Origin of the sequence: Trichocoleus sp. FACHB-262, assembly GCF_014696035.1 — a bacterium.
Lineage (GTDB): Bacteria > Cyanobacteriota > Cyanobacteriia > FACHB-46 > FACHB-46 > Trichocoleus.
The window spans coordinates 42403-69132 of sequence record NZ_JACJPK010000108.1 but is presented as its reverse complement, the minus strand read 5'-3'; the positions used below and the strand labels follow the sequence as shown (position 1 = coordinate 69132).

General features: G+C 49.1%; 22 protein-coding genes and 1 tRNA gene. 10 read left to right on the top strand and 13 right to left on the bottom strand.

The window, feature by feature from the left end; all coding sequences use genetic code 11:
• Positions 1–36: 36 nt before the first annotated feature.
• The gene (locus H6F68_RS25900) at positions 37–483 is read left to right on the top strand and encodes a hypothetical protein (protein WP_190563508.1); all 447 of its coding nucleotides are present in this window, start codon (positions 37–39) and stop codon (positions 481–483) included.
• A 26-nt stretch (positions 484–509) separates the two neighbouring features.
• On the opposite strand, the gene H6F68_RS25895 is transcribed toward H6F68_RS25900, so the two are convergent.
• Both H6F68_RS25895 and H6F68_RS25890 read right to left on the bottom strand, forming a co-directional pair.
• Positions 510–869, bottom strand: coding sequence for a hypothetical protein (locus H6F68_RS25895; protein ID WP_190551610.1), 360 nt, complete (start codon positions 867–869; stop codon positions 510–512).
• A gap of 58 nt (positions 870–927) precedes the next feature.
• The gene (locus tag H6F68_RS25890; RefSeq protein WP_190563506.1) at positions 928–1248 is read right to left on the bottom strand and encodes a hypothetical protein; all 321 of its coding nucleotides are present in this window, start codon (positions 1246–1248) and stop codon (positions 928–930) included.
• 368 nt (positions 1249–1616) lie between these two features.
• Between H6F68_RS25890 and H6F68_RS25885 the strand changes: the two genes are divergently transcribed.
• Complete coding sequence (locus H6F68_RS25885) at positions 1617–2051, top strand: response regulator (protein ID WP_190563504.1); 435 nt, start codon at positions 1617–1619, stop codon at positions 2049–2051.
• Between the two features lie 690 nt (positions 2052–2741).
• Complete coding sequence (locus H6F68_RS25880; protein WP_313930246.1) at positions 2742–3128, top strand: response regulator; 387 nt, start codon at positions 2742–2744, stop codon at positions 3126–3128.
• On the opposite strand, the gene H6F68_RS25875 is transcribed toward H6F68_RS25880, so the two are convergent.
• Positions 3103–3510 (bottom strand): DUF2294 domain-containing protein, encoded by a 408-nt coding sequence (locus H6F68_RS25875; RefSeq protein ID WP_190436570.1) that lies wholly within the window; start codon positions 3508–3510, stop codon positions 3103–3105. The two genes, H6F68_RS25880 and H6F68_RS25875, sit on opposite strands and share 26 nt — an antisense overlap.
• A 405-nt stretch (positions 3511–3915) precedes the next feature.
• On the opposite strand from H6F68_RS25875, the gene H6F68_RS25870 reads away from it, so the two are divergent.
• Complete coding sequence (locus tag H6F68_RS25870) at positions 3916–4779, top strand: prohibitin family protein (protein WP_242016938.1); 864 nt, start codon at positions 3916–3918, stop codon at positions 4777–4779.
• A 213-nt stretch (positions 4780–4992) separates the two neighbouring features.
• Here H6F68_RS25870 and folB read toward each other — a convergent pair whose 3' ends face one another.
• A complete protein-coding gene (gene folB, locus H6F68_RS25865; protein ID WP_399315195.1) occupies positions 4993–5439 on the bottom strand; it encodes a dihydroneopterin aldolase in 447 nt (148 codons plus the stop codon).
• Positions 5440–5462: 23 nt separating this feature from the next.
• On the bottom strand, positions 5463–6767 hold the full coding sequence (locus H6F68_RS25860; protein WP_190563502.1) for a glutamate-5-semialdehyde dehydrogenase: 1305 nt from the start codon (positions 6765–6767) through the stop codon (positions 5463–5465).
• A 118-nt stretch (positions 6768–6885) separates the two neighbouring features.
• Here H6F68_RS25860 and H6F68_RS25855 point away from each other — a divergent pair, with 118 nt between their 5' ends.
• Complete coding sequence (locus H6F68_RS25855; protein WP_190563500.1) at positions 6886–7905, top strand: histone deacetylase; 1020 nt, start codon at positions 6886–6888, stop codon at positions 7903–7905.
• Positions 7906–8111: 206 nt separating this feature from the next.
• Entirely contained in the window at positions 8112–10154 is a 2043-nt protein-coding gene (locus H6F68_RS25850) for a M48 family metalloprotease (RefSeq protein ID WP_190563498.1), read from the top strand.
• 134 nt (positions 10155–10288) lie between these two features.
• On the opposite strand, the gene H6F68_RS25845 is transcribed toward H6F68_RS25850, so the two are convergent.
• Positions 10289–11704, bottom strand: coding sequence for a methyl-accepting chemotaxis protein (locus H6F68_RS25845; RefSeq protein WP_190436556.1), 1416 nt, complete (start codon positions 11702–11704; stop codon positions 10289–10291).
• Positions 11705–11996: 292 nt separating this feature from the next.
• Between H6F68_RS25845 and H6F68_RS25840 the strand changes: the two genes are divergently transcribed.
• On the top strand, positions 11997–12908 hold the full coding sequence (locus H6F68_RS25840) for an ADP-ribosylglycohydrolase family protein (protein WP_190563496.1): 912 nt from the start codon (positions 11997–11999) through the stop codon (positions 12906–12908).
• A 16-nt stretch (positions 12909–12924) separates the two neighbouring features.
• On the opposite strand, the gene mazG is transcribed toward H6F68_RS25840, so the two are convergent.
• Together mazG and H6F68_RS25830 are read right to left on the bottom strand one after the other, a co-directional pair.
• Complete coding sequence (mazG, locus tag H6F68_RS25835) at positions 12925–13782, bottom strand: nucleoside triphosphate pyrophosphohydrolase (protein WP_190563494.1); 858 nt, start codon at positions 13780–13782, stop codon at positions 12925–12927.
• A gap of 45 nt (positions 13783–13827) precedes the next feature.
• The gene (locus H6F68_RS25830; RefSeq protein ID WP_190563492.1) at positions 13828–14454 is read right to left on the bottom strand and encodes a metal-binding protein; all 627 of its coding nucleotides are present in this window, start codon (positions 14452–14454) and stop codon (positions 13828–13830) included.
• Positions 14455–14572: 118 nt separating this feature from the next.
• Here H6F68_RS25830 and H6F68_RS25825 point away from each other — a divergent pair.
• The 3 genes from H6F68_RS25825 to glpK all read left to right on the top strand — a co-directional run bounded on the left by H6F68_RS25825 (position 14573) and on the right by glpK (position 18700).
• Positions 14573–14644: transfer RNA gene (locus H6F68_RS25825), tRNA-Val, on the top strand.
• A gap of 230 nt (positions 14645–14874) precedes the next feature.
• Complete coding sequence (locus H6F68_RS25820; protein ID WP_190563490.1) at positions 14875–17088, top strand: ATP-binding protein; 2214 nt, start codon at positions 14875–14877, stop codon at positions 17086–17088.
• Positions 17089–17194: 106 nt separating this feature from the next.
• Positions 17195–18700: a glycerol kinase GlpK gene (gene glpK, locus H6F68_RS25815; protein ID WP_190563488.1), complete on the top strand. Its 1506-nt coding sequence runs from the start codon at positions 17195–17197 to the stop codon at positions 18698–18700.
• 100 nt (positions 18701–18800) lie between these two features.
• On the opposite strand, the gene H6F68_RS25810 is transcribed toward glpK, so the two are convergent.
• The 5 genes from H6F68_RS25810 to recG form a co-directional block, all read right to left on the bottom strand.
• The gene (locus tag H6F68_RS25810; RefSeq protein ID WP_190436538.1) at positions 18801–19085 is read right to left on the bottom strand and encodes a WGxxGxxG family protein; all 285 of its coding nucleotides are present in this window, start codon (positions 19083–19085) and stop codon (positions 18801–18803) included.
• A 200-nt stretch (positions 19086–19285) separates the two neighbouring features.
• Entirely contained in the window at positions 19286–19591 is a 306-nt protein-coding gene (locus H6F68_RS25805; RefSeq protein WP_190436535.1) for a WGxxGxxG family protein, read from the bottom strand.
• Between the two features lie 554 nt (positions 19592–20145).
• On the bottom strand, positions 20146–23220 hold the full coding sequence (locus H6F68_RS25800) for an ATP-binding protein (RefSeq protein ID WP_190563486.1): 3075 nt from the start codon (positions 23218–23220) through the stop codon (positions 20146–20148).
• Between the two features lie 136 nt (positions 23221–23356).
• A complete protein-coding gene (locus H6F68_RS25795; protein ID WP_190563484.1) occupies positions 23357–24070 on the bottom strand; it encodes a DUF305 domain-containing protein in 714 nt (237 codons plus the stop codon).
• A gap of 83 nt (positions 24071–24153) precedes the next feature.
• A complete protein-coding gene (gene recG, locus H6F68_RS25790) occupies positions 24154–26712 on the bottom strand; it encodes an ATP-dependent DNA helicase RecG (RefSeq protein WP_190563482.1) in 2559 nt (852 codons plus the stop codon).
• Between the last annotated feature and the right edge of the window lie 18 nt (positions 26713–26730).

Genomic DNA, 26730 nt, shown 5'->3' with positions numbered 1-26730 from the left:
TTGCTGTGTGCAACCACCTGGAAAGGAACCAATACGATGCCAGAATTTTTCAGCTCCAAACTCGACCCCACTGAGCAAAGTTGGCGGCAGCAGCTAGAACTATTTGTTGAATCGCACAAACCAGAATTAGCGACCTTGGCTTGGGGACTAGCGCAACACTCGGAGGCAGAGCCAGGAGTTTTAGGAGTTGACTTTCAACCGACTCCCCATCTGGTATTTTGCTCTGTTGCCGCGATCGCCGAACTCAACCGCAAAGTAGACAACCAAATTCAAGAAATTCTGGGAATTATTGATGCTAATCAACCTGAGGAAGAAGTTTTAATCCTCGGTTTGGGGACTGGCAAAGGGTTTGAGTTTAAGCTAATCCAGTTCAAACCAGAACCAACACCCCCGCAATGTTACGAGCAAAGTCTAATCAACGGCGAGGCACACCTACAGCAGATCGAGCAACAGCTCAATCAGTACTTGAGTCAGTGGAGTTAGGTCTCAATTATGGCTGCCTGCTCAGGTTAACTTGCTAGGCGCACTTCAGGTTGATACCCTGCTAATGCTAAAGACCGTGAGCGATCGGAAAGCTGAGTTAGACAAACCTGATTCTGTTCATCAATCAGATTTTCTTTCTGCAACAGTTCCACAATCGTTTGACACAGCAGACTTTCCACCTGCTTGGCTCGACCCGTTAGCCAGTGATGAGTCGTAGCATCTTCTGGAAACTGCTGGATACAGTCAGTCGTATATTGACGAAAAGCTCTCACCTCTTGCACCAGACGGACTAAATAGCTAGGGCACTCACAAGCCAGCACATCCGCAGCTTCGCAAATTGCATATAAGTCTGCGTCAGACAACTCTGAAGAAATCCGAATTTTCATTGTTTAGGGAACCGTAGTTGCAAGGGTAGAGGTAGCTGAGCGCCAGCCAGCTAAAGGGTTAAGCTGAGCAAAGCTCCAGCCTTGAAGGCAAACTAGAGAGAGTGGGCTTAGGCTGGCGAGCCGCTTTTTCTGGGGCTTGGGTTAGCGATCGCAAGCTGACCCAAACGGCATATCCTACGCTGGAGGCAGTAACCACAACTGGTACTCCCTGCTCTACCAGTTCACAAGCCTTTTGATAAGCCGTTAGCCGAGCCGTTTGGCTAAATTCCTGAGCAAGGGCATACAGCTCGTCTTGATGACGCATCCCTTGTTTGACAGAAGTATGAAGATAGAAATTGAAGCGGTGGACTAGCTCTTCGTTAACAACTATTGGCAACATAAGGGCAGAAGTTACGGTATCAAGAACTTGAGCAAGGGCAATACTACTTAGTGTTTATTAAGTATTATTAACGAATGTAACACGTCCTCATAAAACCTAACCTCCACCTTTGGCTAGAAAGCGATCGCCTCGAATGATTCCGCCAATTGGCTTAGAGCCAGACTCAAGCCAAACATTTTATCTACTCTTCTGAAAAAAAGTTTCTTAGAGTACAGCATAGATCAGCTCAGACAAAAATTCTTAAGAAATTATTTAGATTTCCGATGATTTGTATTAGACTGAGATGAAATTTGGCGCTTTGGGTGCAGACAGTACCTGAATTTCTCTCAGAATCACTAAGCTCATGACAAATCATTGACGAATCGACCATGAATGTGGAGTCCTTCCGCCATAAGCACCAGCATCTTTGGGTGAAACAGCCTCTAATCTTGGTAGTGGATGACGATGAGGATAGCTTGTTGCTTCTCTCTCAGATTCTGAAGGTGTTCGGCTTTGCTTGTATCAACACCTTGCAAGGTCAAACGGTCCTCAACTTAGCTAAGAGATATCAACCCGATCTGATTTTGTTGGATGTTGTCTTGCGAGATATCAGCGGCGTTGAAGTCATTCAACAACTCAAACAACATCCTCAAACTCAGGCAATTCCCGTCATTGCCGTAACAGCTTTGGCTAGAGTAGAAGATCGAGAACAAATCTTGCAGCTAGGCTGGGATGACTACATTAGCAAGCCCTATACTCTAGAGGGCCTAGAAGGTTTAATCTATCGCACGCTAAACCAGATTGGTTTTTACCAAGCTAGCTAGTTTGTCAGATAAGTCGTAGAAACAAAAGAATTCAGCCGAAAAAAGGCTGAGAGCTAAGCTTTTAAGCAAACTGTTCAGTTTTTTCGCGAAATCAACTAAGATTTGACCTTAGACTCCGTTTAAGTGCTGGTAGTTTTTGTCAGAAGCTTCACAACTTGCTTCAATCTGCTCAAGTAAGTGGTCAACCTTGTGGTTTTAATTCCGAGCCATTCTCAATATTTGCTCGTAGTCGCTGAGAGAATGCCTCGTTTGCTCAGCTTGGGGTGACGATGACTTTATAAGGCATCTATAAAAGTTGGCTTCATCATTGGATTTATCAACTGAGCCAGCTCTTATTGAAAGACTGTCTTAAAGTAATGCAACATTTGAATCCAGTGAGGTCCAAAACTACATTAAAGACAGTTACACTCAGTATTATTTCGTCTCAGAAAGTTCGGTTTATTTACGAATCTCTTGTAGAATCAAGAACCAAGAAATCTTGTAAATGGTTGATTCATGCTTTATCGAGAAAATCTAGAGCGTTCAACCTGACCAAATAGCTACGAGCCAGTTCGCCACAAGTAAGCGCCAAATTGCCGCTTCGGAAATGCCTCGTCCAAGCTTCTGTTAGGGATCGTAGATGCGCTCGTTTCGTCCCAGAGGCAGGATATGGATTTGAAATGTTTCCTGGAAACCGATCAGCCAAATTGTGTGAAACAACCATTGATTTTGGCGGTTGATGATGATGAGGACAATTTGTTGCTCATTAGCCAAGTCCTAAGTTTAGGAAACTATTCGTTCATTACTGCAACGAATGGCTTAATGGCTTTGAGTATGGCTGAAGAGCAGTTGCCAGATCTAATTTTATTAGATGTAATGCTCCCTGATCTCGACGGTGCAGAAATCGTACGCTGCTTAAGACGAAATCCCGAAACCCTGAGGATTCCGGTTATTGCAGTCACAGCAATGGCAAGAAAAGAAGATCGCGATCGCCTTCTAGAAGCAGGTTGCAACGACTACATCAGTAAGCCCTACATGGTTGATGACCTAGAAGAGCTGATTCACCGCTATCTTAGTTCTCCTCCCCCTGCCTTTTAGCTTTAGGGGTAGAAGCTGGATCACGAACGGTGGGCGTTGCTCCTAAAACGGCAATCGTGCCAGTTCGTCCAGTATCGATTTTGCCGTCGCTGAGTAAATCTAGCACCTCAACCCCCAGCACCTCCTTAATCAACTCCCTCAATTGCGGCTCAATGGCTTTAGATAGATCCGCCCGGACTTGTTTAGCGAGTTCTTCTTGACCACTGTTCGCCAACAACTGCTCGGGAGGGGTGATGGAGTCTTCTAGAACGATCGCTAATTTCTCATCAAACAGTTGGCAGGTTACTTTACTAGGCTGATGCCCAAGCTGCTCGCGATAGAGCGCTTGAATCCGCTGCGAGAGAGTGCGTTCTAGTTGCCCACGGGTAGGGGTAGCTGTCATAGACGAAGGGGTGACCAAGGAATGAAAGGTTTGAGATTTATTGATGTAAATCTGTGCAAACCTTGTTGGAGCTTTATTAGGAATGATTTCTTTTCATTAATTTACCACACGGGCGTTTTTACCTTTCTTATTCCCAATAAAATTTACCTACTTAGGTAGTTGTTTTTTATTTGATACTTCCTACGAATCAGCAGTGCGGTTTTTAACCTTCAGCACCTTCAGCACTGAATGAAAGTTTGCTCTAAGTCATTAAGGGGCAGCTAGTAGCGCCTTAAGTTGGATTTGTGATGTACAAAGTTTCTGCGGAATCAAAGCGATCGCAACTGTTGAAGTAAACAAGGGCACTTTGTTAGGTAAGAAGTGACCCGCTTCTACTTAAAGAACTTAAAATTCAGAGCAACTCTCATGACTGGAAAGTCAACTCGGTCTGCATTACCCAACTCACGTGGAATGCCACCCCTGCCATCTGCTAATACGGCTCTCTACATTGCTGGGGGAGTGACCCTTCTCCTAGGAGCAGTGCTTTTTCGCCCCTTTGTCATCGTCAACGCTGGGGAGCGGGGCGTGGTGATGCACTTTGGCAAAGTCCAAAATCAAGTGTTAGATGAAGGCATCCACCCAGTAATGCCAGTTCTAACCTCGGTAAAGAAAATGAGTGTCCGAGTACAGAAGGACGACATTAATGCCCGTGCCGCTTCTAAGGACTTACAAGATGTCACCACAGAAGTAGCCATCAACTGGCATATCGACCCGGCGCAAGTTAATACGGTCTATCAACGAATTGGTAACAAAGAACAAATTGTCAGCGGCATTATTACGCCTGCGGTTTCTGAAGTAGTGAAAGCCGCGACTGCTAAGAAGAACGTCGAAGAGATTCTTACCAAGCGCACCGAGCTAAAAGGCGAAATTGATGACCAGCTGAAGAAGCGCTTAGCATCTTATGGGCTGCTGGTAGATGATGTCTCGTTGGTCAACTTTGGATTCTCACCAGAGTTCAACAAAGCGATCGAAGCGAAGCAAATTGCTGAACAAGAGGCAAAACAAGCAGAATTCACCGCACTTCGGGCCAAGCAAGACGCAGAGGCCGCTGTGAACCGCGCTAAAGGCCAAGCTGAAGCTCAGCGATTGCAACGACTGACTTTAACCTCAGAGCTATTGCAGCAGCAGGCGATCGAAAAATGGGATGGCCGCTTTCCGACTGTCATGGGTGGCAATGGCACTCTGCCGCTAGTCAATATTGATCCTGCAACCTTAAATCAGCGCCGTTAGCTCAATAAATAGCTTAAATGTAGCGAATCTAACCAAAAGCTTGCCTCAAGAGCCACTAGAGCTTAAGAACTTGTTAAAAGTCAGGAAAAGTCTAGATTTCTAGGGCTACCTTGGTTTTTAAGATACCTCCTAACTGGGTTTTATAGCTCCACCTTTTGTAGCGGCATGCACGGAGGTGGAGTTTCTGTTTTGAGTGGGTTTGGATGAGGATTGCTAACGAGTACGGGTAATATCGATGGTAATTCTGCCACCAAAATCGGGAATGGGGGCAGCAGGTTTAGACAACTGCACTCGGACTTGCTCCACGACGGGTTGATCGGGGTGGGCAGGTAGTTCCAACAAAGCTTCTGCGATCGCGCTGGCTAGTCTTTCCACCAAAGCGAATTTGCTGGTTTTAAGCAGTTGCTTCACCGTTTCGATGGCGTTGCGGTAGTCCAGAGTGTCTTCAATGCGATCGCTAGTCCCCGATTTAGACAAGTCCAGCCACAAGGTTAAATCTACTTCAAACCATTGGCCCAGAACTTGTTCTTCTGGCAAAAAGCCTGTGTAACCGTAAGCGCGAATTCCTGTGAGTTGAATGCAATCCATGTGTCGATTCAGCGGTAAGGCAGTTGAAACCAAAGTGGTCTGTAGGGACGAATTGCGATCGCCCTCATTCATGTGTTGCTAGAGGGGTGTATTGCTTATAGATCCCGGTGGGTAAAAGGTTTAGCGTTGGAGCCAGAGTATGTAGCCGCAATGTGTCCATCTCCGGTGATCTCGTACTTGTAAGTCACCAATCCTTCCAGACCGACAGGACCGCGAGGCGGCATTTTTTGGGTGCTAATGCCCACTTCAGCTCCAAAGCCGTAGCGGAAGCCATCGGCAAAGCGAGTCGAGCAGTTTTGGTACACCCCAGCCGCATCGACTTCGGCTAGAAACTGAGCTGCGGCTTTAGGGTCTTCTGTGACGATCGCCTCCGTATGACGGGAACCATAAGTATTGATATGGTCGATCGCAGCTGCTAAGTCATCCACGACTTTAATCGACAGAATTAAATCGCTGTACTCTGTAGACCAGTCTGCTTCGGTCGCAGCAGCAATATTCAAAATTTCTCTGGTACGATCGTCTCCGCGTAGTTCTACATTTTTGGCTTGGAGCACAGAGGTGGCTTCTAGCAAGAACGCAGAAGCAATGTCTTTGTGAACTAGTAATGTCTCGATCGCATTGCAAGCGGCAGGATACTGAGTTTTAGAGTCAACGGCGATCGCCACAGCTTTACGAATATCCGCGCCTTTATCCACATACAAGTGGCAAATACCATCGGCATGTCCTAAGACTGGAATCCGCGTGTTGTCTTGGACGAAACGCACAAAAGAATTGGAACCTCTGGGGATAATCAAGTCCACATATTGATCGAGCTTGAGCAGCTCTAAGGTTTCTTCACGGGTGGTCAAGAGTTGCACCACAGATGGGTCAATTTCAGTCTGAGCTAAACCTGCGTGAATCGCTTTCACTAAGGCTTCGCAGGAACGCACCGCTTCTTGCCCACCTTTGAGAATTACGCCATTTCCAGACTTGATCGCCAGTGAGGAAATCTGCATCACCGCATCGGGACGAGCTTCAAAAATTACGCCCAACACACCCAACGGGCAAGAAACCCGCTTCATCACCAAGCCTTGGTCGAGTTCGCGGTGAATTTGCACCTGTCCTACCGGATCGGCTAAACGACCCACATCTCTGACTCCGGCGATCGCGGCTTTTAGTTTGCTTTCGTCCAGCTTTAAGCGAGCATAGAGAGAATTGCTAATGCCTGCGGTTTGGGCCGCTTCACAGTCAGCAGCGTTGGCAGCCAATATTTCGGGAGCGGCAGCTTCTAAGGCTTGGGCGATCGCTTCAATCGCTTGATATTTCGCCTCGGCTGGCAAGGTCGCTAACTTACGCGCAGCTTGACGGGTTTGCCGAGCCAGATCGGGAAGAGACAGGGAAGCAACTTGAGACGCGATCATAGGTTTAGATAGAAAGCCACAAGCAAGCCAAAGTTTAGCAAATCTCGACTTGTCCTTTAAATCCTAACGGTGAATGCTGTCTATCCATCATTTCTCTCGCTTTTTCTCCTAAACCTCTATGCCTAAATTCGCCACCTACCTTCACCCGCAGACTTGTCAAACATCTAAGCCGAGTCATTTGATTCCGTTCAAAGGTTATTCGTTTCCCCACTACAGCAAAGTTCGGCAAGAGCTAGAAAACAGCCTCTCTGACTATCCATCGCTCCCAGTCAGACGAGTGAAATACAGTGAATACTTGCGAGTTCACACAAGAGAGTATTTGCAAAAGTTAGTGTTGCTGGCGGCAGAAAAACCACTAGAGAAGTTCAACCTGGAGATGCCGCATCTCTTGGGTGGCTGTTGGGGACTGGAGCATTGCCTACCTGGATATGCTTACGGGCTGGGTGGCTTGTTTGAGGCGATCGCCCAAATGAAACAAGGCAACTTAGAGCGGGCTTACTGCTTTAGCTTGGTTGGCCATCATGCTCATGCAAACTGGGGGCATGGCTATTGCTTGCTCAACCCTTTAGCCGCAGCGGCGAAATATGCGCAAGAGCAAAGCTTTGAGAAAATCCTGATTGTGGATTGGGATATTCATCATGGCGATGGCACGCAATCTATTTTTAGTGGCGATCGCAGCGTATATTGCCTCAGCATTCATAGCGCGATCGACCTGTACATGGCCAAAGCTTCAGATTTGAAACGTGGCACCACGACAGCTGCCGAAGCCGTGGGGCATTGCAATATTCCTCTGCTACCTGCCCGATTCGCCGATGACTTCCCGCCCAAGATGGGGCTGACGGGTCAGTTCTACCGAGTCAACGAGAGCCTATCTGCCTTTCAGTCTGCGCTGGACCAAGTTCCTTGGACTCCCGATTTGATTTTGATTTTCTCCGGGTACGACTCGCACCGCGATGACTGCGGTAAAGAAACCACAGGCTGGACTGAAGCAGATTTTGCAGCGCTGACTGAAGCAGTTTTAGAGGTGGCAAAAAAAGCCAACTGCCCAGTGCTGTCTAATCACGGAGGTGGCTACAAGTTACCCATCACGATCGCCTCAGCTGTGAGTCATGTAAAAACCTTAGCGAGCTATAGCTAAACCCACCCCTACCAACCTGCTTTTGTGAACGGATGCTAAAAGGGTCATGCGTCTCAGCCAAATTGCTTAAAGATTGTATGTACTTTTGCGGATTTCTGCGTAGAAAAATTGGATCTGTGGGTATCAAAAGATCAACTGCACAGGCTGCTGAATTGACCCAAAGCTTTTGTGCCCTCTAATCCCCTCTTTCTCTACGGAGAATCCTTATGTCATCCCAATCGGGAGCGCTCCAGGCTGGAATAGACGCTCTAAAACAAGGGCGCTACTCGGAAGCTATCAACTTATTAGAAACTTTCTGTCGCAATAGTTCTTTCACGGAATCGAAAGAACTATTGCAAGCTCAGATGTGGTTAGTGAAAGCATATCAACGTGTAGGGCAGCCTGAGAAGGCGATCGCGCTTTGTCGCCAGTTAGCGCTACACGAAAACCCCCAGGTTCATACTTGGGCGCAGCAAACTCTCCAGACACTCTCCACTGCAACACCCGATCAGCCTGCTAAGGCACCTCCTCGAACTGCGGCTCCAGAAACTCAGCCTGTATCCGCTAGTAAGTTGGGCCGAGCAGCCAAGACAGGCGCCAAGCTAGCCATGTCTGGGATTGGTGGCAGTCTAGCCCTCGCTTCGGGTGTAACGATCTCCCTGCTGTTTGGCATGGTGTTCGTGCTGGCATTGAGCCTGGTGTTTATTCTCGGCAGCGACCAACCCGGAGTTGGCTTTGGCATTGCCGTGGGATTTACCCTGGTCTTTAATGCGATCGCCTTCTTTGTTTCGCCTTGGTTTATGGACTTGATCCAAGGTTGGTTCTACGGCACTCGCTGGGTTTCTCTGCCAGAAGTAGCGAGGCATAGCCCAGAAGCAGCGCGGGTGATTCAGCAAGTTTGTGCTCAGAAAAAACTGAAGCAACCCCGCCTCGGCATCATCAACGACGAAAACCCCACTGCTTTTACCTACGGCTCCTTGCCTAACAGTGCCCGCTTAGTCGTCAGCCAAGGTTTATTCACCTACCTCGACGATGACGAAGTTGCCACAGTGTATGCCCACGAGCTAGGGCACATTGTCCACTGGGACTTTGCCGTTATGACCGTTGCCGCTACCCTGGTGCAGATCACCTATCTGATCTACAGCTTTGCTCGTCGCATGAGTCGTGGCGGTGGCGACAACAAGCTCAAAGATGCCATGGGAACTGCCGCGATCGCCGCTTACATCTTTTACCTGATCGGCACCTATCTAGTTTTGTATCTCTCTCGTACCAGAGAATACTTTGCCGACCACTTCGCGGCTGAAACGACAGGCAACCCTAATGCCCTCTCTCGCGCCTTGGTCAAAATTGCTTACGGGATTTTAGAAGAAGGCCAAAGAGCTAAGGAACCCAGCAAGTTAATCGAAGGTACGCGGGCGCTAGGAATTTACGACCCGAAAGCGGCTAGCTCAGTCGGCACAGCTTACCGAGTTGCCTCCTCACCAGAAAAAATTGGCCGCGTCTTTTTGTGGGATATGTTTAATCCCTGGGGCTGGTTGATGGAATTAAGTTCCACCCACCCTCTGACCGGGAAACGAGTTCGAGCTTTGAGCACCTACGCCGAACAGTTGGGTTTAGAAACTGAGTTCGATATGGCGCGGGTGGTCGCTGAAAGTCGCACCCTGAATAAGAACAAGCTCTACGGCAACTTTGCGCTTGACCTCTTGTTGTACGGTGCTGAGTTCATTGGCTTGGCGCTCGGTCTAGTGATTGGTTTGGCGCTGATGTCGCTGGCTGGCTGGAAAGTTTTAGTATCTCTCAGCTTGCTGGGCTTGGGACTGGGTATCTTGGTCAAGATGATGGTGGCGTTCCCAGATTTCAGCCGCGCTCAAGCGAGTGATGTGATGAGCCTAATGTCTGACCCTTATGCTAGCCCGCTGCGAGGCCGTCCAGTGAAACTCAGTGGCGAGTTGATTGGTCGGGGTGATGCGGGTTATAAGTTTGGCTCTGACCTGAAGCTGCAAGACCCTACAGGCATGATGTATGTCCACTACGCTTCTCGCTTTGGGCCTTTGGGCAACTTCATGTTTGGGGCCAATCAAGTGCAAGGATTGCTAGGCTCGCAAGTGAACGCGACAGGTTGGTTTCGCCGCAGCATTATGCCCTGGGTAGACTTAGCCCAACTCAAGACAGTGGGTGGCAAAACGGTTGATAGCTACCATCGTTTCTGGCAGTGCATTTTGGGGGCTGGAGCCATTATTGCTGCCATTGTCGTGCCAGTCGTGTTCTAAAGGGTGGCGCGATCGCTCCTTTTCTGTTTCCTGTTTCTGTTGAAATTTCTGTTGATTATTAATCTTGATAGAGGGGCGCGTCGCTTGCGCCCTTTTTGCTACCTGCTTTTTACTGCTCAAAGCAGCGCTCTCGATCACACCACTGCTTTGAGCGTCAGAGTTGCTTCACTCAACTGCCGCGTGCTCACTCTCGTTTGTCCGATGCCACTTGCGGTTTGGCTAGCTCCTTGGTTGATCGCAGTCATGGCATCCACTACTTGCTGAATCGCGATCGCCTGTTGCTTAGAAGTCAAAAAAATCTGTTGGTTACTCAAGGAAATATTATTGACTGCAGCCACAATGCTTTCAACGGTTTTTGTGCCTTCATCCGTCACCATTACTGTAGAGTTGGTAGCGTTTTGAATATCAGTCACAAGAGTACCAATGCGATCGGCTGACTTGCGGCTTTGGTCGGCAAGTTTGCGGATTTCTGTCGCAATTACAGCAAATCCTTTTCCTTGGTCTCCGGCACGTGAAGCTTCGACAGCAGCATTCAGCGCTAGCATGTTGGTCTGATTCGCCAGATCACTCACCAAGGTAGAAATTGTGCCAATTTGGTTGGTTTGCTCACTCAGATATAAAATCTGTTCGGCAATTTGACCCACTTTCGCTCTCAGGCTGTCGCCGTTGTTGCGGGCTTGCTTATCTTGCTGACCATTGACCAAAGCCAATACTTGACGTGCTCCTGTAGCGGCTGACTCTGCCTGCTCGGCGGATTGCTGAGAAGCGACGCTCAGTTGATCCATTGCTGCTGTGGTTTGGTTTACAGAAACCGCTTGTTGAGAAACTGTTTTTTCTTGCTGTTCTACCGCTGCGGCAATTTCTGTGGAGGAGCTAGCTACCACTGAGACAATCTGATTAATCGTTTGAGTGATGCGGGATGAAATGAATAGTCCCATCACGATTGCCAGCAAACTCGCTGCGATCGCACCTACCACAGCCATCACAATGAGTGATCGCATGGCTTCCTCCGATGCTTTCACTCTTTCGGCTTGCAACTCATCTTCATGCTCAGTTAGGGCGTTTAGTATGCCTCCAGCCTCGTCAATTAACCCTAAGATGCGACCATTCACCATCTCTTGACCAGCTTCCTTAACTTTGCCAGCCTCTACCAGACTAATCAGACTTCTATTAATCTTTGAAATCTCTTTGCCTAAAACCTTTAATCTTTGCAGACGCTCAACCTGTTCCTCACCCGAAACAGCAATTACTTTTTCTAAAGTAGCTATTCTTTCCTCATAGTCTTGAACACTGGCTTCATAGGCTTTGGCAAAGATATCATTTCGAGTCAAAAGATACCCACGCGCATGAGTCTGACGTTTATACAGAGTCATTGCTAAACGGTCACACTCTTGAACAATGTGGGCACCTACTTCTGTGATGCGGCTTTGCTCGATTACATGTCTAGCATTAGCAACTACTACCCCGGTCGCTGCAAATGTAAGGACTAATGGCACTCCATAACCCAACAAAATGCGTTCTCTAAGCTTGAGGCGGCTAAAATCAATCATGTTTTCTATAGGATGCTTTAAAGAGCTTCAAAGATTGATAATTCTGACGTGATGTATAGACATCGATAGAGCCTCGAATTATCTTTTCTTAGCTATCCCACTAGTGTTTCTCAAGCTCGAGTCTGATTACAAAATTTCATAGCTCAGTCCGATTAAGTGTTCATTAAAAAAGAAAATTAGCTGCTTTCACCGAGGAAATACTGAGCGATCGCAGCCTTAGTAACCGCTCGCAATGATTTTGAAATAGAAGTCAAAAATTAAGCAAATTAAACAACATCCACAGGAGGGGTGAATGCAAAACAGTGACCGACTAGGCCGAGCTCAAGACGCTTTGGTAGGGCTGTCCGTCGGAGATGCATTCGGTGAGAATTTCTTTCGTGACCCGAAGATTGAGACTAAGTGGAAACAATTTCAGATACTACCCGCACCATCTTGGTCATTCACTGACGATACCCAAATGGCCCTCTCAGTTGTGGCTATCCTGCGCCGATATGGTGAGATTCAGCCAGATGCGCTAGTTGCCAGCTTTGCTCAGCATTACGATGCCAAACGAGGATATGGCCGAGCAATGGGTGACATGCTAGCAAAAATCCGTTCAGGTCAATCTTGGCAAGCTTTGGCTGCTAGTCTGTTTCAAGGTCAGGGGTCTTTTGGGAACGGAGCTGCTATGCGAGTTGCTCCTCTAGGCGCTTATTTTGCCGATGACTTAGACGCTGTGGTTGAGCAGGCAAAACGCTCGGCTGTTGTGACTCATACTCATTTGGAAGCAATTGCAGGCGCGATCGCGGTGGCTGTGGCAACTGCTTGGGCTTGGCGATTTCGGATGAATGGCTCTCGTCCCAGTCATGCTGAATTTTTGACCCAAGTTTTGTCGTTGGTGCCTCCTAGCAAAGTGCGATCGCTAGTTCAAAAAGCGTTGGATTTACCAGCAGACACCAAAGTTTTGAAGGCAGTTGCGGTGTTAGGCAATGGTAGCCGCATTTCTGCTCAAGACACGGTTCCGTTTGCCCTGTGGTGTGCAGCGACACACCTTGACAACTATGAAGCAGCCCTTTGGCTGACCTCACGGGGTTTTGGTGACGTTGATACAACTTGCGCGATCGTAGGTGGAATTGTTGCAGCCTATAGCGGGGTAGAAAGTATTCCTGCCGCTTGGCTCACCGCAAGAGAACCTTTACCCAACTGGCCGTTTGAGGAAATGTAAAACTTTGCCAAGCTAGTTATGGCTCTGAGAGAGTCGTTGGTTGAGTGTGGCCTAACTTAGCTTTTGCTTGTTGCCAGAACGCTTCTAATTCTTCCAGACTGTAGTCGGTTAAGGGGCGATCGCACACGGCTTCAACCTGCACAAACCGCTGAATAAAACGGCGATTGGTGCCTTGTAGGGCTTCCGCTGGGTCTAATCCTTGCCAGCGAGCGATATTGACGATCGTGAACAACAGATCTCCGAGTTCTGACTCTTGGTGAACCTTGTCCTCTCCTTGGAGTGCTTCTTGCAACTCAGCCAGTTCTTCGTGGAACTTATCCCACACGCCGTCAATGCTATCCCACTCAAACCCAGCTCCTGCGGCTTTCTGAGAGATTTTCATCGCTGCCACTAGAGGCGGTAGGCTCCGAGCATAGTTGCTGAGTTTTTGGCTGAGGAGGGGGGGCTGAGTTGTGGCTCCTTTTTCTTGATCTTTAATTTGCTCCCAGTTTTGCCGTACCTCTTCCACACTGGCAACTTCCACATCCCCAAAGACATGAGGATGGCGACGAATCAATTTCTCACTAATGCCTTGGGCGATTTCGGTTAAGCTAAACTGCCCTTGCTCGCTGGCAATCTGGGCTTGCAGAACCACTTGCAGCAGCAGATCTCCTAATTCTTCCGCGATCGCCTTTTGATCACCGCTGCGAATCGCGTCTACGGTTTCGTAGGCTTCCTCAATCACGTAAGGAATCAGAGTCTCAGGAGTTTGAGCTAAGTCCCAAGGACAACCTCCATCGGGCGATCGCAATTTAGCCACCACCTCGATCAGTTGTTGCAAAGCAGTTAGGGCAGCAGTAGTCGGAAGCGGAACTTGTCCCTCTGGGTGTGACATGGAGAAAAACCAAGACTATTTACTTTAATCTTTACCTTAATCAATCTAGTTTCTAGGCTGTGGTTTCGTAGGCATGATCCTAGACTGCGGTTTGGCGCGAGGAGCTGATTTTCGTTGACGCTTTTTAGGCTTGGAGTAAAACAGTCCTTTCCAACCCTGAGTTTTGTAGCGTTTGTGAGTCGATTTGTAAGTAGAACTCAGCCAATCGCTACAGGAATGGCTGAGCGCTCCCAGTTCTAAGCCCAAGCATAGGGCCATCACTTCTGGGCTGTACTGCAAAACTGACTGTTGAGCTAAATGAGTTGCGGTAGACCAATCGGGGATGGCATAACCAAGCGCTGCCGCGATCGTCACTCCGACTAAGCTCAAAGCACTCAACCAAGTCGCCAAATAAAGCAGGCGCAGCGCTGTGCCGACTACAGGCCCATGAGACCAAAAGGAACGATGCCGCATCATTTTGCGATAGGGCAACCATATCCATCGCAGCCATCCCCAGCGTTGATATTGCCGCGAGTAAATGTCGAGGTCAGGACCAAACATCAGTCCCCCAAACAAAAATCCACCCGCCACTAGTAAGGTGAGGTTGCTACTTTGAGTTCGCCCATAGGTCAGACCTGCCACTAATGGCAAGCTCCACAGGGTAATGCGATCGTGGGTTCGACCAGAGGGCATGGAAGTAAAGTACGAGGAAATCCAGAAAATCCGAAAATTTAGTCTCAGAAAATATTAACAAGAACAAAAATGTCTGCTATATTTAATTCTCGTGCCCAAACGATTGGGTGCAGGTCACGGGCGATTAGCTCAACGGTAGAGCGCCTGCCTTACAAGCAGGATGTTACAAGTTCGAATCTTGTATCGCCCATTTTTCTTTTTGTATGTTCTGTAGATTCGCACATTAGATGTCGCGATTCGCAAAATAATTTCTGAGCTGAGAAAATTATTTTATCTGGTTGATCCTGCTGTTATGTGCTAATCGACTGAGACAGTCTGCGCAAATAGCGGATGCTTCCCTCCAACTTATTCAAGCATCATAGAGCCATCTACGTTGATTTGCCTTTAAGTCAAGGGCAGGACTTTAACAGCGTTGCTTCTATGAGTCATCCTCCTAAGTCTTCCCTACAGCACCGCGTGTCTTCTGAGCCGCTGTCAGACTATGATTCTCGACAGGGTGCTGGCCTACTGGACTTTCCCACTCGTTGGTCGTTGCGTCGAGCGAAAAGTATCCGCCAAAAAATTGGTTGGTCTCATGCTTTGGCGATTGGGGTAGCAGTGATTGGATCTACTTTTGGCCACCTTCTGGGAGACGCCTATGCGAGAGTCGCAACGCGAAACTGGGAAGCAGCTCACCAGGAAGAGAGGCTATTGAGCAGCTTGAATTTGGCTGTCCTAGCTGCTCGCAGTCACCAACAACAATTTATTCCCTTACTTCAAAATCCCCCAGCGTTTGAGCATGAGCACAAACATTTTTTGGGTCATGTGCAGAAAATTCGTGGATTAAGGACAGAGGTGCAGACTGCGGTTGTCACTCATGCTCGATTTAGTCAGGCCAGTGTAGAGTTAGAAGCTTGGTTGCGTACCTATGACAGCACGATTGAAGTCTATACGGAGCAGCTAGATCAGGTATTACAAAAGATAGATCGCAGTCGTTTACAAACAGCCAATGTTTCAGCGGCTCAGCAATCATTGCTGGCATTTACCAATAGTGATGCGGCTCTAGAGCTAGATAGTTTGTCTGACGACTTGACTCTCTTGCTGAATGATGTCCATGCCAGAGAGATGGAGGCAGACATCGCCATGCATCGAGCAGAAGACTTACACAGTTTAATTACTTACACGAGCTTGTTGCTGTCGGTTGTGCTCGCAGTTGTCCTGGCTCTGCGGACTAGCCAAGCGATCGCTCGTCCCATTGAAGCCGTGACCCAAGTGGCGCAACGAGCAGCTCAAGAATCACGGTTTGACTTGCAAGCTCCAGCCCTAACTGACGATGAAGTGGGACGACTGGCAACGGCCTTCAATGGCTTGATCCGTCAGGTAGGGCAGTACACCCAAGAGCTAGAACTCAGCCGCCAAACTTTAGAATTGCGAGTCGAAGAACGAACTCAGGAACTAAAACAGACAATTCAGGAGCTAGAGGAGGAAATTAGCCTCCGTTGCCAAATTCAAGTAGCGCTGCACAAAAGTGAGGAGCTTTTTCGCTCCTTAAGCGCTTGTTCTCCTGTCGGCATTTTCCTGGCAGATGTGGCGGGTGGTTTAACTTACATGAATCCCCGGTTGCAAGCTTTGAGCCCCAAGAGCACCGCAGCGAATGGCACCGAAGTTAGCTGGGGAGCTAGTTGGATGGAGTGGGTGCATCCTGAAGATCGCGATCGTGTGCTTAGTGCTTGGGCTGAGCATATCCAACAAGGTGGCAGTTACGCAGATGAGTATCGACTGCAAATGCCAGAGGGTGAGACTCGTTGGGTTCACGCGCGATCGTCTCCCTTATTTGCTGACACTGGGATTCTCCTGGGGCATGTAGGCACCGTTGAGGATGTGACAGAGCAGAAGCAGGCGGAGCAAGAGATTCGCCATGCTTTAGCTAGAGAGCGAGAGCTGAATGAGCTACGCGCCCGTTTTGTCACCACAGTTTCTCATGAGTTTCGCACCCCCCTGACTGTAATTGTTTCCTCTACGGAGTTAGTGCAGCACTACGAGCACAAAATGACTCAAGAGAAGAAACAGCAACATTTCGAGAAAATCCAAACTGCTAGTCGTTATATCACTCATCTACTCGATGAAGTGCTATTGCTGAGCCAAGCCAGTAGTAGTGAGCTGCAACCCAACCCTGCTCCTATGGATCTAGAGCGGTTTTGCCGCAATCTGCTAGAAGACATGCAGGTTGCCTCATTCAGTTCTCATACTTTCCGATTTCGCTATCAAAGCTTTCATCCGTCGGTCTGTTTAGACGAGAGGCTATTACGGTACATCCTGACTAATTTGCTCTCAAACGCCATCAAATATTCACCCCAGGGCAGCGAGGTGGAGCTTGAGGTTACTTGTGATGGTGCTAGTGTCACTTTGAGCGTGCAGGATCAAGGGATTGGTATTCCTGCTGCCGACCAGTTGCATCTCTTTGAAGCCTTTCATCGCGCCAAAAATGCGACTAACATTCCTGGGGTCGGTCTAGGCTTATCGATCGTCAAGAACTGTGTAGACATCCAGGGTGGTCAAGTTACAGTAGAAAGTAAGACTGATCTCGGTACCAAATTTACGGTTGTGCTGCCACTAATATCTCAATCCCACGAAACTCAATCTCAAGAGATTTAAAGGCATCTTTAAGGGCAGATTCAAAGAGCTGCATTCACAGTCTGCGTCTCCCACGGATAATGAGGACAAGCGATCGCAGGCTGGTTGATACACCAGTAAGCAACTCATGAGCAATCCATCGGCAAAGTACATTCTGGCGCTAGATCTGGGTACTACGGGCAATCGAGCTTTTCTGTTTAACCACGATGGCAAGATTGTCGGGCAGGCTTACAAAGAATTGACCCAGTACTACCCGCAGCCCGGATGGCTAGAGCATGATCCGCAACAGATTTGGCAAGATACCTGTTGGGTGATGCAAACAGCAGTACAGCAAGCAGGCATTACCGCCACTGAGATTGCTGCGATCGGATTGACCGTGCAGCGAGAAACTTGCCTGCTGTGGGATAAAACCACCGGACAACCTTTGCATCCTGCGATTGTGTGGCAAGACCGCCGAACTGCCCCTCTTTGCAATCAGTTACAGGAGCAGGGTTACGCCCCAGAAATTTACGATCGCACGGGCTTAGTGATCGACGCGTACTTCTCCGCCACCAAGTTGAAATGGCTTCTAGACCATACGGCTGACAAGGTTGATCTAGGCAATGTGTTGGCAGGGACGATTGATACTTGGGTGTTGTGGAACCTCACGGGGGGACGGGTGCATGCCACAGATGACAGTAATGCCAGCCGCACAATGCTGTTTAACCTGCGATCGCGCCAGTGGGACGCTCGGCTGCTCGATATATTTGGGATTCCCGCTCACCTTTTACCCGAAGTGCGACCTAGCTTAGGTTTGTTTGGTGTGACAGATGCTCAGTTACTAGGAGTTGAAATTCCCATCACTGCCATCTTGGGCGATCAGCAAGCGGCTTTGTTTGGGCAGGGTTGCGATCGCGCAGGTTTAATCAAATGTACGTACGGTACAGGTTGTTTTCTTGTGGCTCATACAGGAGCGGAAATCCGGCGATCGCCGGGACAATTGGTTTCAACCGTGGCTTGGACTCGGGCTGATCAGACTGGAGCCCCGGAGGTGGGTTATGCCCTCGAAGGCAGCATGTTTACCACCGGAGCCTGCATTCAGTGGTTGCGCGATGGACTGAAGCTGATTCAGACTGCGGCGGAGACGGAAGCAATGGCTGCTCAGGTGAGCGATAACGGTGGCGTTTACTTTGTGCCTGCCTTAAGTGGCTTAGGTGCACCGCACTGGGATATGAGCGCTCGTGGTGCCTTTCTCGGCATTACAGGAGGAGCCCAGCGAGAACATCTGGTGCGTTCAGTCTTAGAGGCGATCGCCTACCAAGTCAAAGAAGTGGTGCAAGCAGTAGATGCTTGTAGTAGTACCAAGGTGCAACGGCTCAAGGTAGACGGGGGAGCCTGCAACAACAACTTCCTCATGCAATTTCAGGCAGATGTGTTGGGGATTCCGGTCGAGCGTCCTGTAGTCCGGGACGTGACTGTGCAAGGGGTGGCCTTTGCTGCGGGCTTAGCCTCCGGTTTTTGGCAAGACTACGCGGCCCTAGTTAATAATCGCCAGAGCGATCGCGTCTTTGAGCCGAAAGCCGCCACAGCAGCGCTAGAAAACTTCACCACCTGGCAAAAAGCATTGTCTAGGGCAAAAAGTTGGGCCGAGTAGCCTCCATAACAAATCCCTCGCCCTAATCCGATACAACCGGAAAATGACGAGGGGGAAGGGAGATTTACGCGAATAAAAATCCTAGGCAGAGCGCGATCGCTTACTCTCTGTAACCAGTGCGGCTAACGACATCAGGCTCTTGGTAGCGGACATTTTCTTTCGGCTTGCGGAAGAGATTAGCTAGACCTAACAAACCAATCAAACCCAACCAACCCAAATTGTTGTTGTCATCTTTGGTTTCTTGGAAAGGCGTTGTGTCTAGAGTGGGGTTGTTGTTTGCGTTGTTGTCAGTCTGAGCGTGGCTAGGGAGGCTCAGGGGCACAACAGCAAGGCTAGCAGCCAGCACACCAGCACCAACTAACTTAGATAGAGTAGTCCGTTTCATGGTCAAAAATCCTCTAAAAATTTCTAGCGAAGGGATGCAATGCAGCTAAGCAACTAAATGCTTGAATATGACCTTGGGGTGGAAGTTAGCGTTGCGAAAGCAAATCCAAAGTTCTGAGAAGAGACCAGAGAAGAGAGTTTTACCTCAGATCTCCCCTGGCCTTTGGAGAGATAACACGCTAACTACGACAACTCTATGGATTAGTAGCGAGTTCCAGTGCGGCTGACTTCTTCGGGTTCGCGGTAACGAGTAGGCTCTTCGTGGCTCTTCTTAGCTAAACCAGCCAAACCAGCCAAACCGAGCAGACCCAACCAACCCCAGTCAAAATCGCGATCGCCTTCAGTAGCAGTGTCAGTATTGTTGTAGGTAGAAGTAGTATCTGTACCAGAAGTAGTGGAGGTGCCAGCATCAGTTTGAGCACCAGCAGGCAAGGTTAGAGGTAGTGCAGCAAGGCTAAGACTGAGTACACCAGCACCGATAAATTTAGATAGAGCAGCAGATTTCATGGTTAAAATTCCTTTTTTCTTTGTTAATGTCTGTCGAATGCTTTAAGAAATAATTCAAGCTTTGAAAAACTCTTCGGTTTAGATGGCACCGATACTGAACAATTTACTGGTTCCCAATCGATAGCGAATCGCTCTCTAGCTGTAATCTGCTAGTGCGTTTAACTCTCACTCAAGAAATAGAAATTGCGTCACTGGTCAGTCATAAGAGGCAAGACTCGCAAGCGCCAAATACCTCTATGCACCCCTTTAAATTTCAATAAAAATTGGGGATCATAGACCCAGCAACAGTTTCCGAAATAGGTGAGTTTATTAGTAATAAACCTAGCCCAATCCTGTCGTTAAATTTCTATCTGCAACTGGCAGGTATCATGAGCTGAATAGATCCGTTTACTACCATTCAGAACTAGCTGAGAATTAGCTGAAAGCTAACTGAGAATTAGCTGAGAATTTTTAGGCTACTTAGAGATAAATTAGAGATGTTAAGGGCAATTCCTCATTTACAAGCCGCTAAAAGTGATTTTTAAGTAGCTATCAACTCATTTTCTTGACAAAAGTTAAGAATTCAATTTAGGGGCTGGTTGTATAGGAATTTGCACGATAAATTCTGCGCCCTCTCCAGGTACCGAAAGGCAACGCAATTGTCCTTGATGTTTTTCTACAATTTGGTAGCTAATCGATAATCCTAAGCCTGTCCCTTTCCCCACCTCCTTAGTTGTAAAAAAGGGATCAAAGAGGCGCTGTCGGGTTCTTTCGGTCATACCTGGGCCATTATCCACAATCCGAATCATGACTTGATTAGGCTCTACTGCCGCAGTGCTGATCCAGATCCTGGGGGGTACAACCAGAGCGTTTTGATCAACTAGAGCCACGCCATCTTGCAAGGGTTGATGGGTGCAGCGCACTTCCAAAGCGTCGATCGCATTGGTCAGTAAGTTCATAAACACCTGATTCAGTTGTCCTGCGTAGCAGTTAACCAAAGGGAGCTGACCATATTCTTTAATTACTTCGATGCCTAAATGGCCTGGTCTAGGCTTCAGTTGGTTCTGCAAAATTACCAGAGTGTTATCTAGCCCCTGATGGATGTCGACTGGCTTCATTTCCGCCTCATCCAATCGAGAGAAATTTCTTAAGGAGAGGACGATCTGCCGAATTCGTTCCGCGCCCACTTGCATCGAAGCGAGAATTCGCTCGAAATCTTCTCCCAAAAACTCCAGATCAATTTCTTGGGTTGTGGTCTGAATGGCAGGAGCAGGATGAGGATAGTGGGTTTGGTAAAGGTGCAGCAACTTGAACAAGTCCTGGAGGTACTGCTTGGCGTGGGTTAGGTTGCCATAGATGAAGTTGATCGGGTTGTTAATTTCGTGCGCCACTCCAGCGACTAGTTGCCCCAAGCTGGACATTTTCTCGCTTTGCACGAGTTGGGCTTGCGTCTGCTGTAGTTCGTGTAGGGCTTCCTGTAGTTGTTGAGCCTTTTCTCGGTATTGCGTTTCTGACTGGCGTAGCGCCGCTTCCGCTCGTTTACGTTCGGTAATGTTCTCGATCATGCCGAGGCTGTAGCTGGCACCGCCTTGCTGGTCCCGAATCAAGGTGGCGGTTAGGTTGGCCCAAACAACTTCCTGAGTTTGTTTCAAGTAGCGTTTCTCAATCTGGTAACTGGCGATCGCCCCTGTCACCATTTGCTGAAACAGGCGTAAATCTTTACTCAGGTCGGTTGGATGCGTGATGTCCTTAAACGAGAGCTGAGCTAACGCCTCGGCCTCATAAACCAACATGCGGCAAAAGGCTTTGTTCACCTGAACCAACTGCTCGTCTTCCAAGCTGGCGATCGCCATGCCAATCGGAGCGTCTTCAAAAATACGCCGAAAGCGCTCTTCGGTTTTCTGGATTTGTTCAAACAGGCGGGCATTTTCTAAGGCGATCGCAATTTGGCCCGCTAGGGTTTTGAAGGTGTCTAGGTCAATTGCACTAAAGTGATCGGTGTAAACGTCTTGAATGTCGAGAACGCCGAGCAGTTGCCCTCGTGCGACCAGCGGTACAGCCGCTTCTGTACCCATTGGCAAAGCAGCTAAATCAGGGGCGATCGCCTCACTTATACGCCTAGACTCTGCAACGGCTAACCTCTGGGTGCGTGCGGCACAGGCAACTAAGCTATCAGGGCAATCTAACCGGATGCTAATTTCTCGATGAGCAGGCCAAGAGATATCGGCTCCACTGGCTCCCGCTTGGCGGCTGAGCTGTTGTGTAGCGGGCTCCCATAAATAAATTTGCACATGGTACAAATTGAAGCGAGTCTGCAACAAGGTGACCGCTTCTTGCAAAAGTGATTCGGGATCAACAATTGCTTTGGATAACTCGCTCACGGCGAAGGTGACATGTTGACTCGCTTCCAACTCATGGGTGCGTTCTTCCAACCCTTGGAAGAGTTTGCCAACTTGCTCCGCCATCGCATTAAAGTTGGTCGCTAAGCTGCCAATTTCGTCCTGCGATACGATATGAGCCCGAGCATTAAGCTGCCCTGCTGTAAACTGAGCAACTCGTTGCGCTAAGTGGACTAAAGGTCGGGCGAGCCATTGAGCGATCGCGATCGCAATGATGATCACGGCGATCGCGATCGCAACTGCTAACCTCTGCGCTACCCGAACTTGAGCGTAAATCGGAGCTAAAAAAACTTGCTGAGGTTGCGCAAAAATCACGAACCAAGGCTGGGTTCTGAGTCTAGCCGCTGCTACGGCACTTAGCTGATGGCTGACCCCAGTAAGTGCCGTAGTGAAGTATGTGGGTGGACAGGTTCTGACTGCTTTGCAGGTAATCTGATTCAGTCCTTGCTCAAATGCAGGTAAGTTAGTAGCCAGTTCAGATGAAGGTCGCTGCGGCAATCGTCCCGCCTCGATCAAGGCCTTCACTTTGTTGGCAGGTAACGGCACTACAGACTTAAATATCAATTCGGCAGCAATGCCATGAGCCAGACGAATGTGATTTTCGTCCAATAAAACAGCAAAAGATTGAGCACCTGCTAAACCATTGTTTTGGGCGACTAGCTGTTGAATAGCGGCGGCATTGTAGCGAACTGCTAGTACACCCACAATCGTGCCTTTGGCATTACGGACTGGGCTGCTGAAATAAAGGCTGGTAAAACCATCCCTGCCGACCCGGATCGGTGAAGCGTAAGGAAATTTAGTTTGCAAAGGTTGCCGAATGTAGTCATCGGTAGCCTGACTGCGACCAATATCCTTCAAGTTCGTTGCCAGCACACTACGGCCCTGGCGATCGAACAAGGTGTAAGACAGGATATTGAGCGAATCTCGGCGAGTCAGGGTACTTAAGATGGCAGCAGCTTCGGCTTCGGCCTCACTGTTGGAGCGTCCCTTTGGCGGGAGACTCAGATATTGAGCTAAACCGGGTAGTTGCGCATCCACTCGAACTGCATCTAAGTTGGCAGTGATAAAAGCATCTAGGGTTAAGGCAGTTTGGCTGGCTGCAGCATACAAAGCTTGGTTGGCAGTGCTGGTGAGAGTAACTTGAGCCGTGTGTTTATTCAGCCAAGACAGCAATAGCAGCGGGATCAGCGCTACTCCCAAAAAAGCCAAAATTAATTTGGTGCGAAGGGAAAAAAAATGGAACTGCCGCACAGTGACCGACTTCCTGCAAATTGTTTTAAATCGCTATAAATCGCTATACATACAGAGATACCCTGATTGAACAAGAAAGTGTGAGACCGATCGCTCTTAGCTAGCGCAACTACAGTTGTTTTTGTAACTAATTTGCTTAGGGCTGAGACCAAGCGGCTTGCCATTGTTGCATTTTTTGAATCTCGGCTTTTTGAGTCGTAAGAATATTTTGAGCTAATTGCTTGATTTCTAGATGTTGTGACTTCTGCAAAGCGTCCTGGGCCATCGCGATCGCGCCTGCGTGGTGAGGCATCATGGCACTGAGAAACCGCTGATCGAATTCATTCCCGGATGCACTGAAGTCCTGATGCATCATCATCGCTGCCTGTTGCTGGGCAGACATCGGTAGCATCTTGCGCTTCTCTGCGTCGTAAGCCATCGGAGTGCTGTCAAATTCGGGATACCACTGTTGCCGCCATTTCTGCAATTGCGTAATTTCCTGAGTTTGAGCTTGAATCATCTCTGCTGCAAGCTGCTTCAGCTCAGGCCGTTGCGCTTTCTGTTGGGCTGCTTTAGCCATCGCGATCGCGCCTTGATGGTGAGGAATCATGGCATCAATGAAGCGCAAATCATAATTAGCTTCAGAGGGCCCTAGATCGAGAGCGGTATTATGACTTGAGCCTGGGTGCGCGTGGTTCATCCCCTGAGCTTGGAGGCTGGCCGAGGGATTGGCGGCTGAACTCCTAGTGGCTCCTGGGGTAGGTGCTTGGGTTTCGGGGGTGGAAGCACAGCTGATGAGAAGACTGCCCGTGAAGGCGATCGCCGTGAGTAAACGAGCCGGAGCTTTGGCTCTAGAAGTAGGGGGTTGCATAAATATTAGTTCCAGTGCAACTCAATAAGTGTCTTACAGAGGATTGTCAACGCTCTAGCCAACTGGAGTGTCAATCGGGAAGTTTAGGTGAAGATGGCTCCACCCATGAGCCGCTGATAACGATATTCTAGTTCTGCTTGCATTAGCGGCCAGCGATCGAGCGTGGCATCTTTGGCGATCGCTTTCTCGGCGGCTTCCCGTGCCACTTCCAGCACTGCTTGGTCTTCAACTAAGCTGGCTAGAGCAAAGTCAGGTAACCCAGATTGCCGAGTTCCTAGCACTTCCCCTGGCCCTCGGAAGCGCATATCCATTTCTGAGATAAAAAAGCCATCCTGCGATTGTTCTAATACTTTCAGGCGTTGCCGCGCAGTTTCCGCCTTGGAACTACTCATCAGCAAACAAAAAGACTGATCTGCGCCTCGCCCTACGCGCCCGCGCAACTGGTGCAACTGCGACAAACCAAAGCGCTCGGCATGCTCGATCAGCATTACCGTGGCATTTGGCACATCCACACCCACCTCCACCACAGTGGTCGAAACTAAAATTTGGGTTTGGTTGTCGCGGAATTGATTGATCGCTTCCTCCTTCTCCGCCGAAGTCATGCGGCCATGCAGCAGACCAATCTGGAATTCAGGAAAAATCTGCTCTTGCAGCCGTTGATGCTCTTCGATCGCAGACTTTAGATCCAACTTCTCGGACTCGTCCACCAAGGGCAACACTACATACACCTGGCGACCCTGAGCTACTTGGCGACGAATTAACTCGTAAGCCTGGGTGCGATCGCTGGCAGTGAGAGCCGTTGTCTGAATGGGTTTGCGTCCCGGTGGCAACTCATCAATCTGGCTCACATCCAAGTCGCCGTGGAGCGTCAGGGCTAGGGTACGGGGAATGGGCGTCGCTGTCATCGTCAAAACATGGGGAATGCCATTGACACCTTTTTGCTGCAATCTAGCTCGTTGTTGCACCCCAAAGCGATGCTGCTCATCAATCACCACCAAGCCTAAGCGCTGAAAGGTGACTGGGTCTTCAATCAAGGCATGGGTACCTACCAACAAAGGCAGTTCGCCTGTTTGTAATTGTGCGTGGATTTGCCGTCGCTTCGCCGTCTTAGTTGAGCCTGTGAGTAACTCGACGGGTAAATGCATCAAGTTAAACCAACTCACCAACTTGCGGTAATGCTGCTCTGCCAACACCTCAGTCGGAGCCATCAGCGCTGCTTGGTAGCCCGCCTGAATTGCTGCCAAAACCGCCACGACTGCTACCACAGTTTTCCCCGATCCCACATCTCCTTGCACCAGTCGGTTCATCGGGGCAGGTTGCTGCAAGTCGTTGAGGATGTCATTAATCACCCGTTCCTGAGCCCCCGTGAGTTGAAACGGCAGCAACTCATACAACTGATCAATCAATTGCCCAGTGGGAGCCAAGATAGCGCTCGCTTGGGTTTGGCGCTGGCTCTGGCGACGCTTCAGCAACCCCAACTGCAAATAGAAAAACTCATCGAACACCAAACGCCGACGGGCCATATCTAAGGCAGCGCTATCTGGCGGGAAGTGAATATGCGCGATCGCTTCTGCCAATCCAGTTAGCTCATACTGCTTCTGTAATGGCTCCGGTAAGGGATCATCCAGACGAGTGGCCGCAGGTAACGCCGCAATCACTGCTTTGCGAACTAAATCTGCCCCGACTCCCTCCGTTAATGAGTAGATCGGCACCACTCGCCCCACGGTGACCGACTCAATGCTACTACCTGAATGATCCAGCACCTCAATCTCCGGATCTTCCAAGGTCATGCCGTACTTGCTTTGCTTGACCAAGCCAGAAGCCGCAATCACTGCGCCGGGTGGGTAGAGCCGTTTCTGTTGCTCTTGCCAGCCTCGATTGCGATATCGGTTCCCTGCAAAGAAACGACTCAGCTTAATTTGTCCACTGCGATCGCGCACCACTAATTCAAAAATGGTTAATTTGGCATTGCGGGGGCTATTGAAGCAGGTACAGCGCTTGACTGTGCCCACCAATGTCACCGTTTCCCCAGCCTCCAAGTCACGAATCTGGACCTGCCGCGCGTAGTCAATGTGGTCACGAGGGTAATAAAACAGCAGATCGCGAACCGTATAAAGTCCTAGTTTGGCTAGCCGTTCCGCATTCTTGGGGCCAATTCCGGGTAAGTAAGTCAGCGGTTCATCGGGAGAAATGGCTCGCTGTGACTCGGCTATTGGTGCAGTTTTAGGAGGTTTTGGCTTCGGTTCTGACGCTGCCAGCCCGTTTTCAGCGCCACTACTTTGGTTCGTCCGCTCACAGGTTTGCCGCACTTGATAAAGAAACCGCCGCGTATCGGCCACTAAATGCTGCCGCTGGGCAAAACTCAGATCGGAGTAATTAGTAAATTGGCCCGCCATCTCCTGCCAACGACTGCGATCGCGACTCGGCAAAATTTCTGGAGCCTGCTGCAAGCTTTGGGCAAGAAATTCACTGAAGCGAGACTGTTTGCCCACCAAATCATTGAAGCCATGCTCTGCTTCCACGGCCAAGGCTTTTTGCAGCCGCACCCAATCAGGCGGCGAGGAAGATGGAATTGCCGCTGTGGAGGTTGGTGTCACTGTTTCAGGTTGGGGCAAAGCCAATTGCTCAATTGCATCCTCCATACAAATCCTGGATTAAGT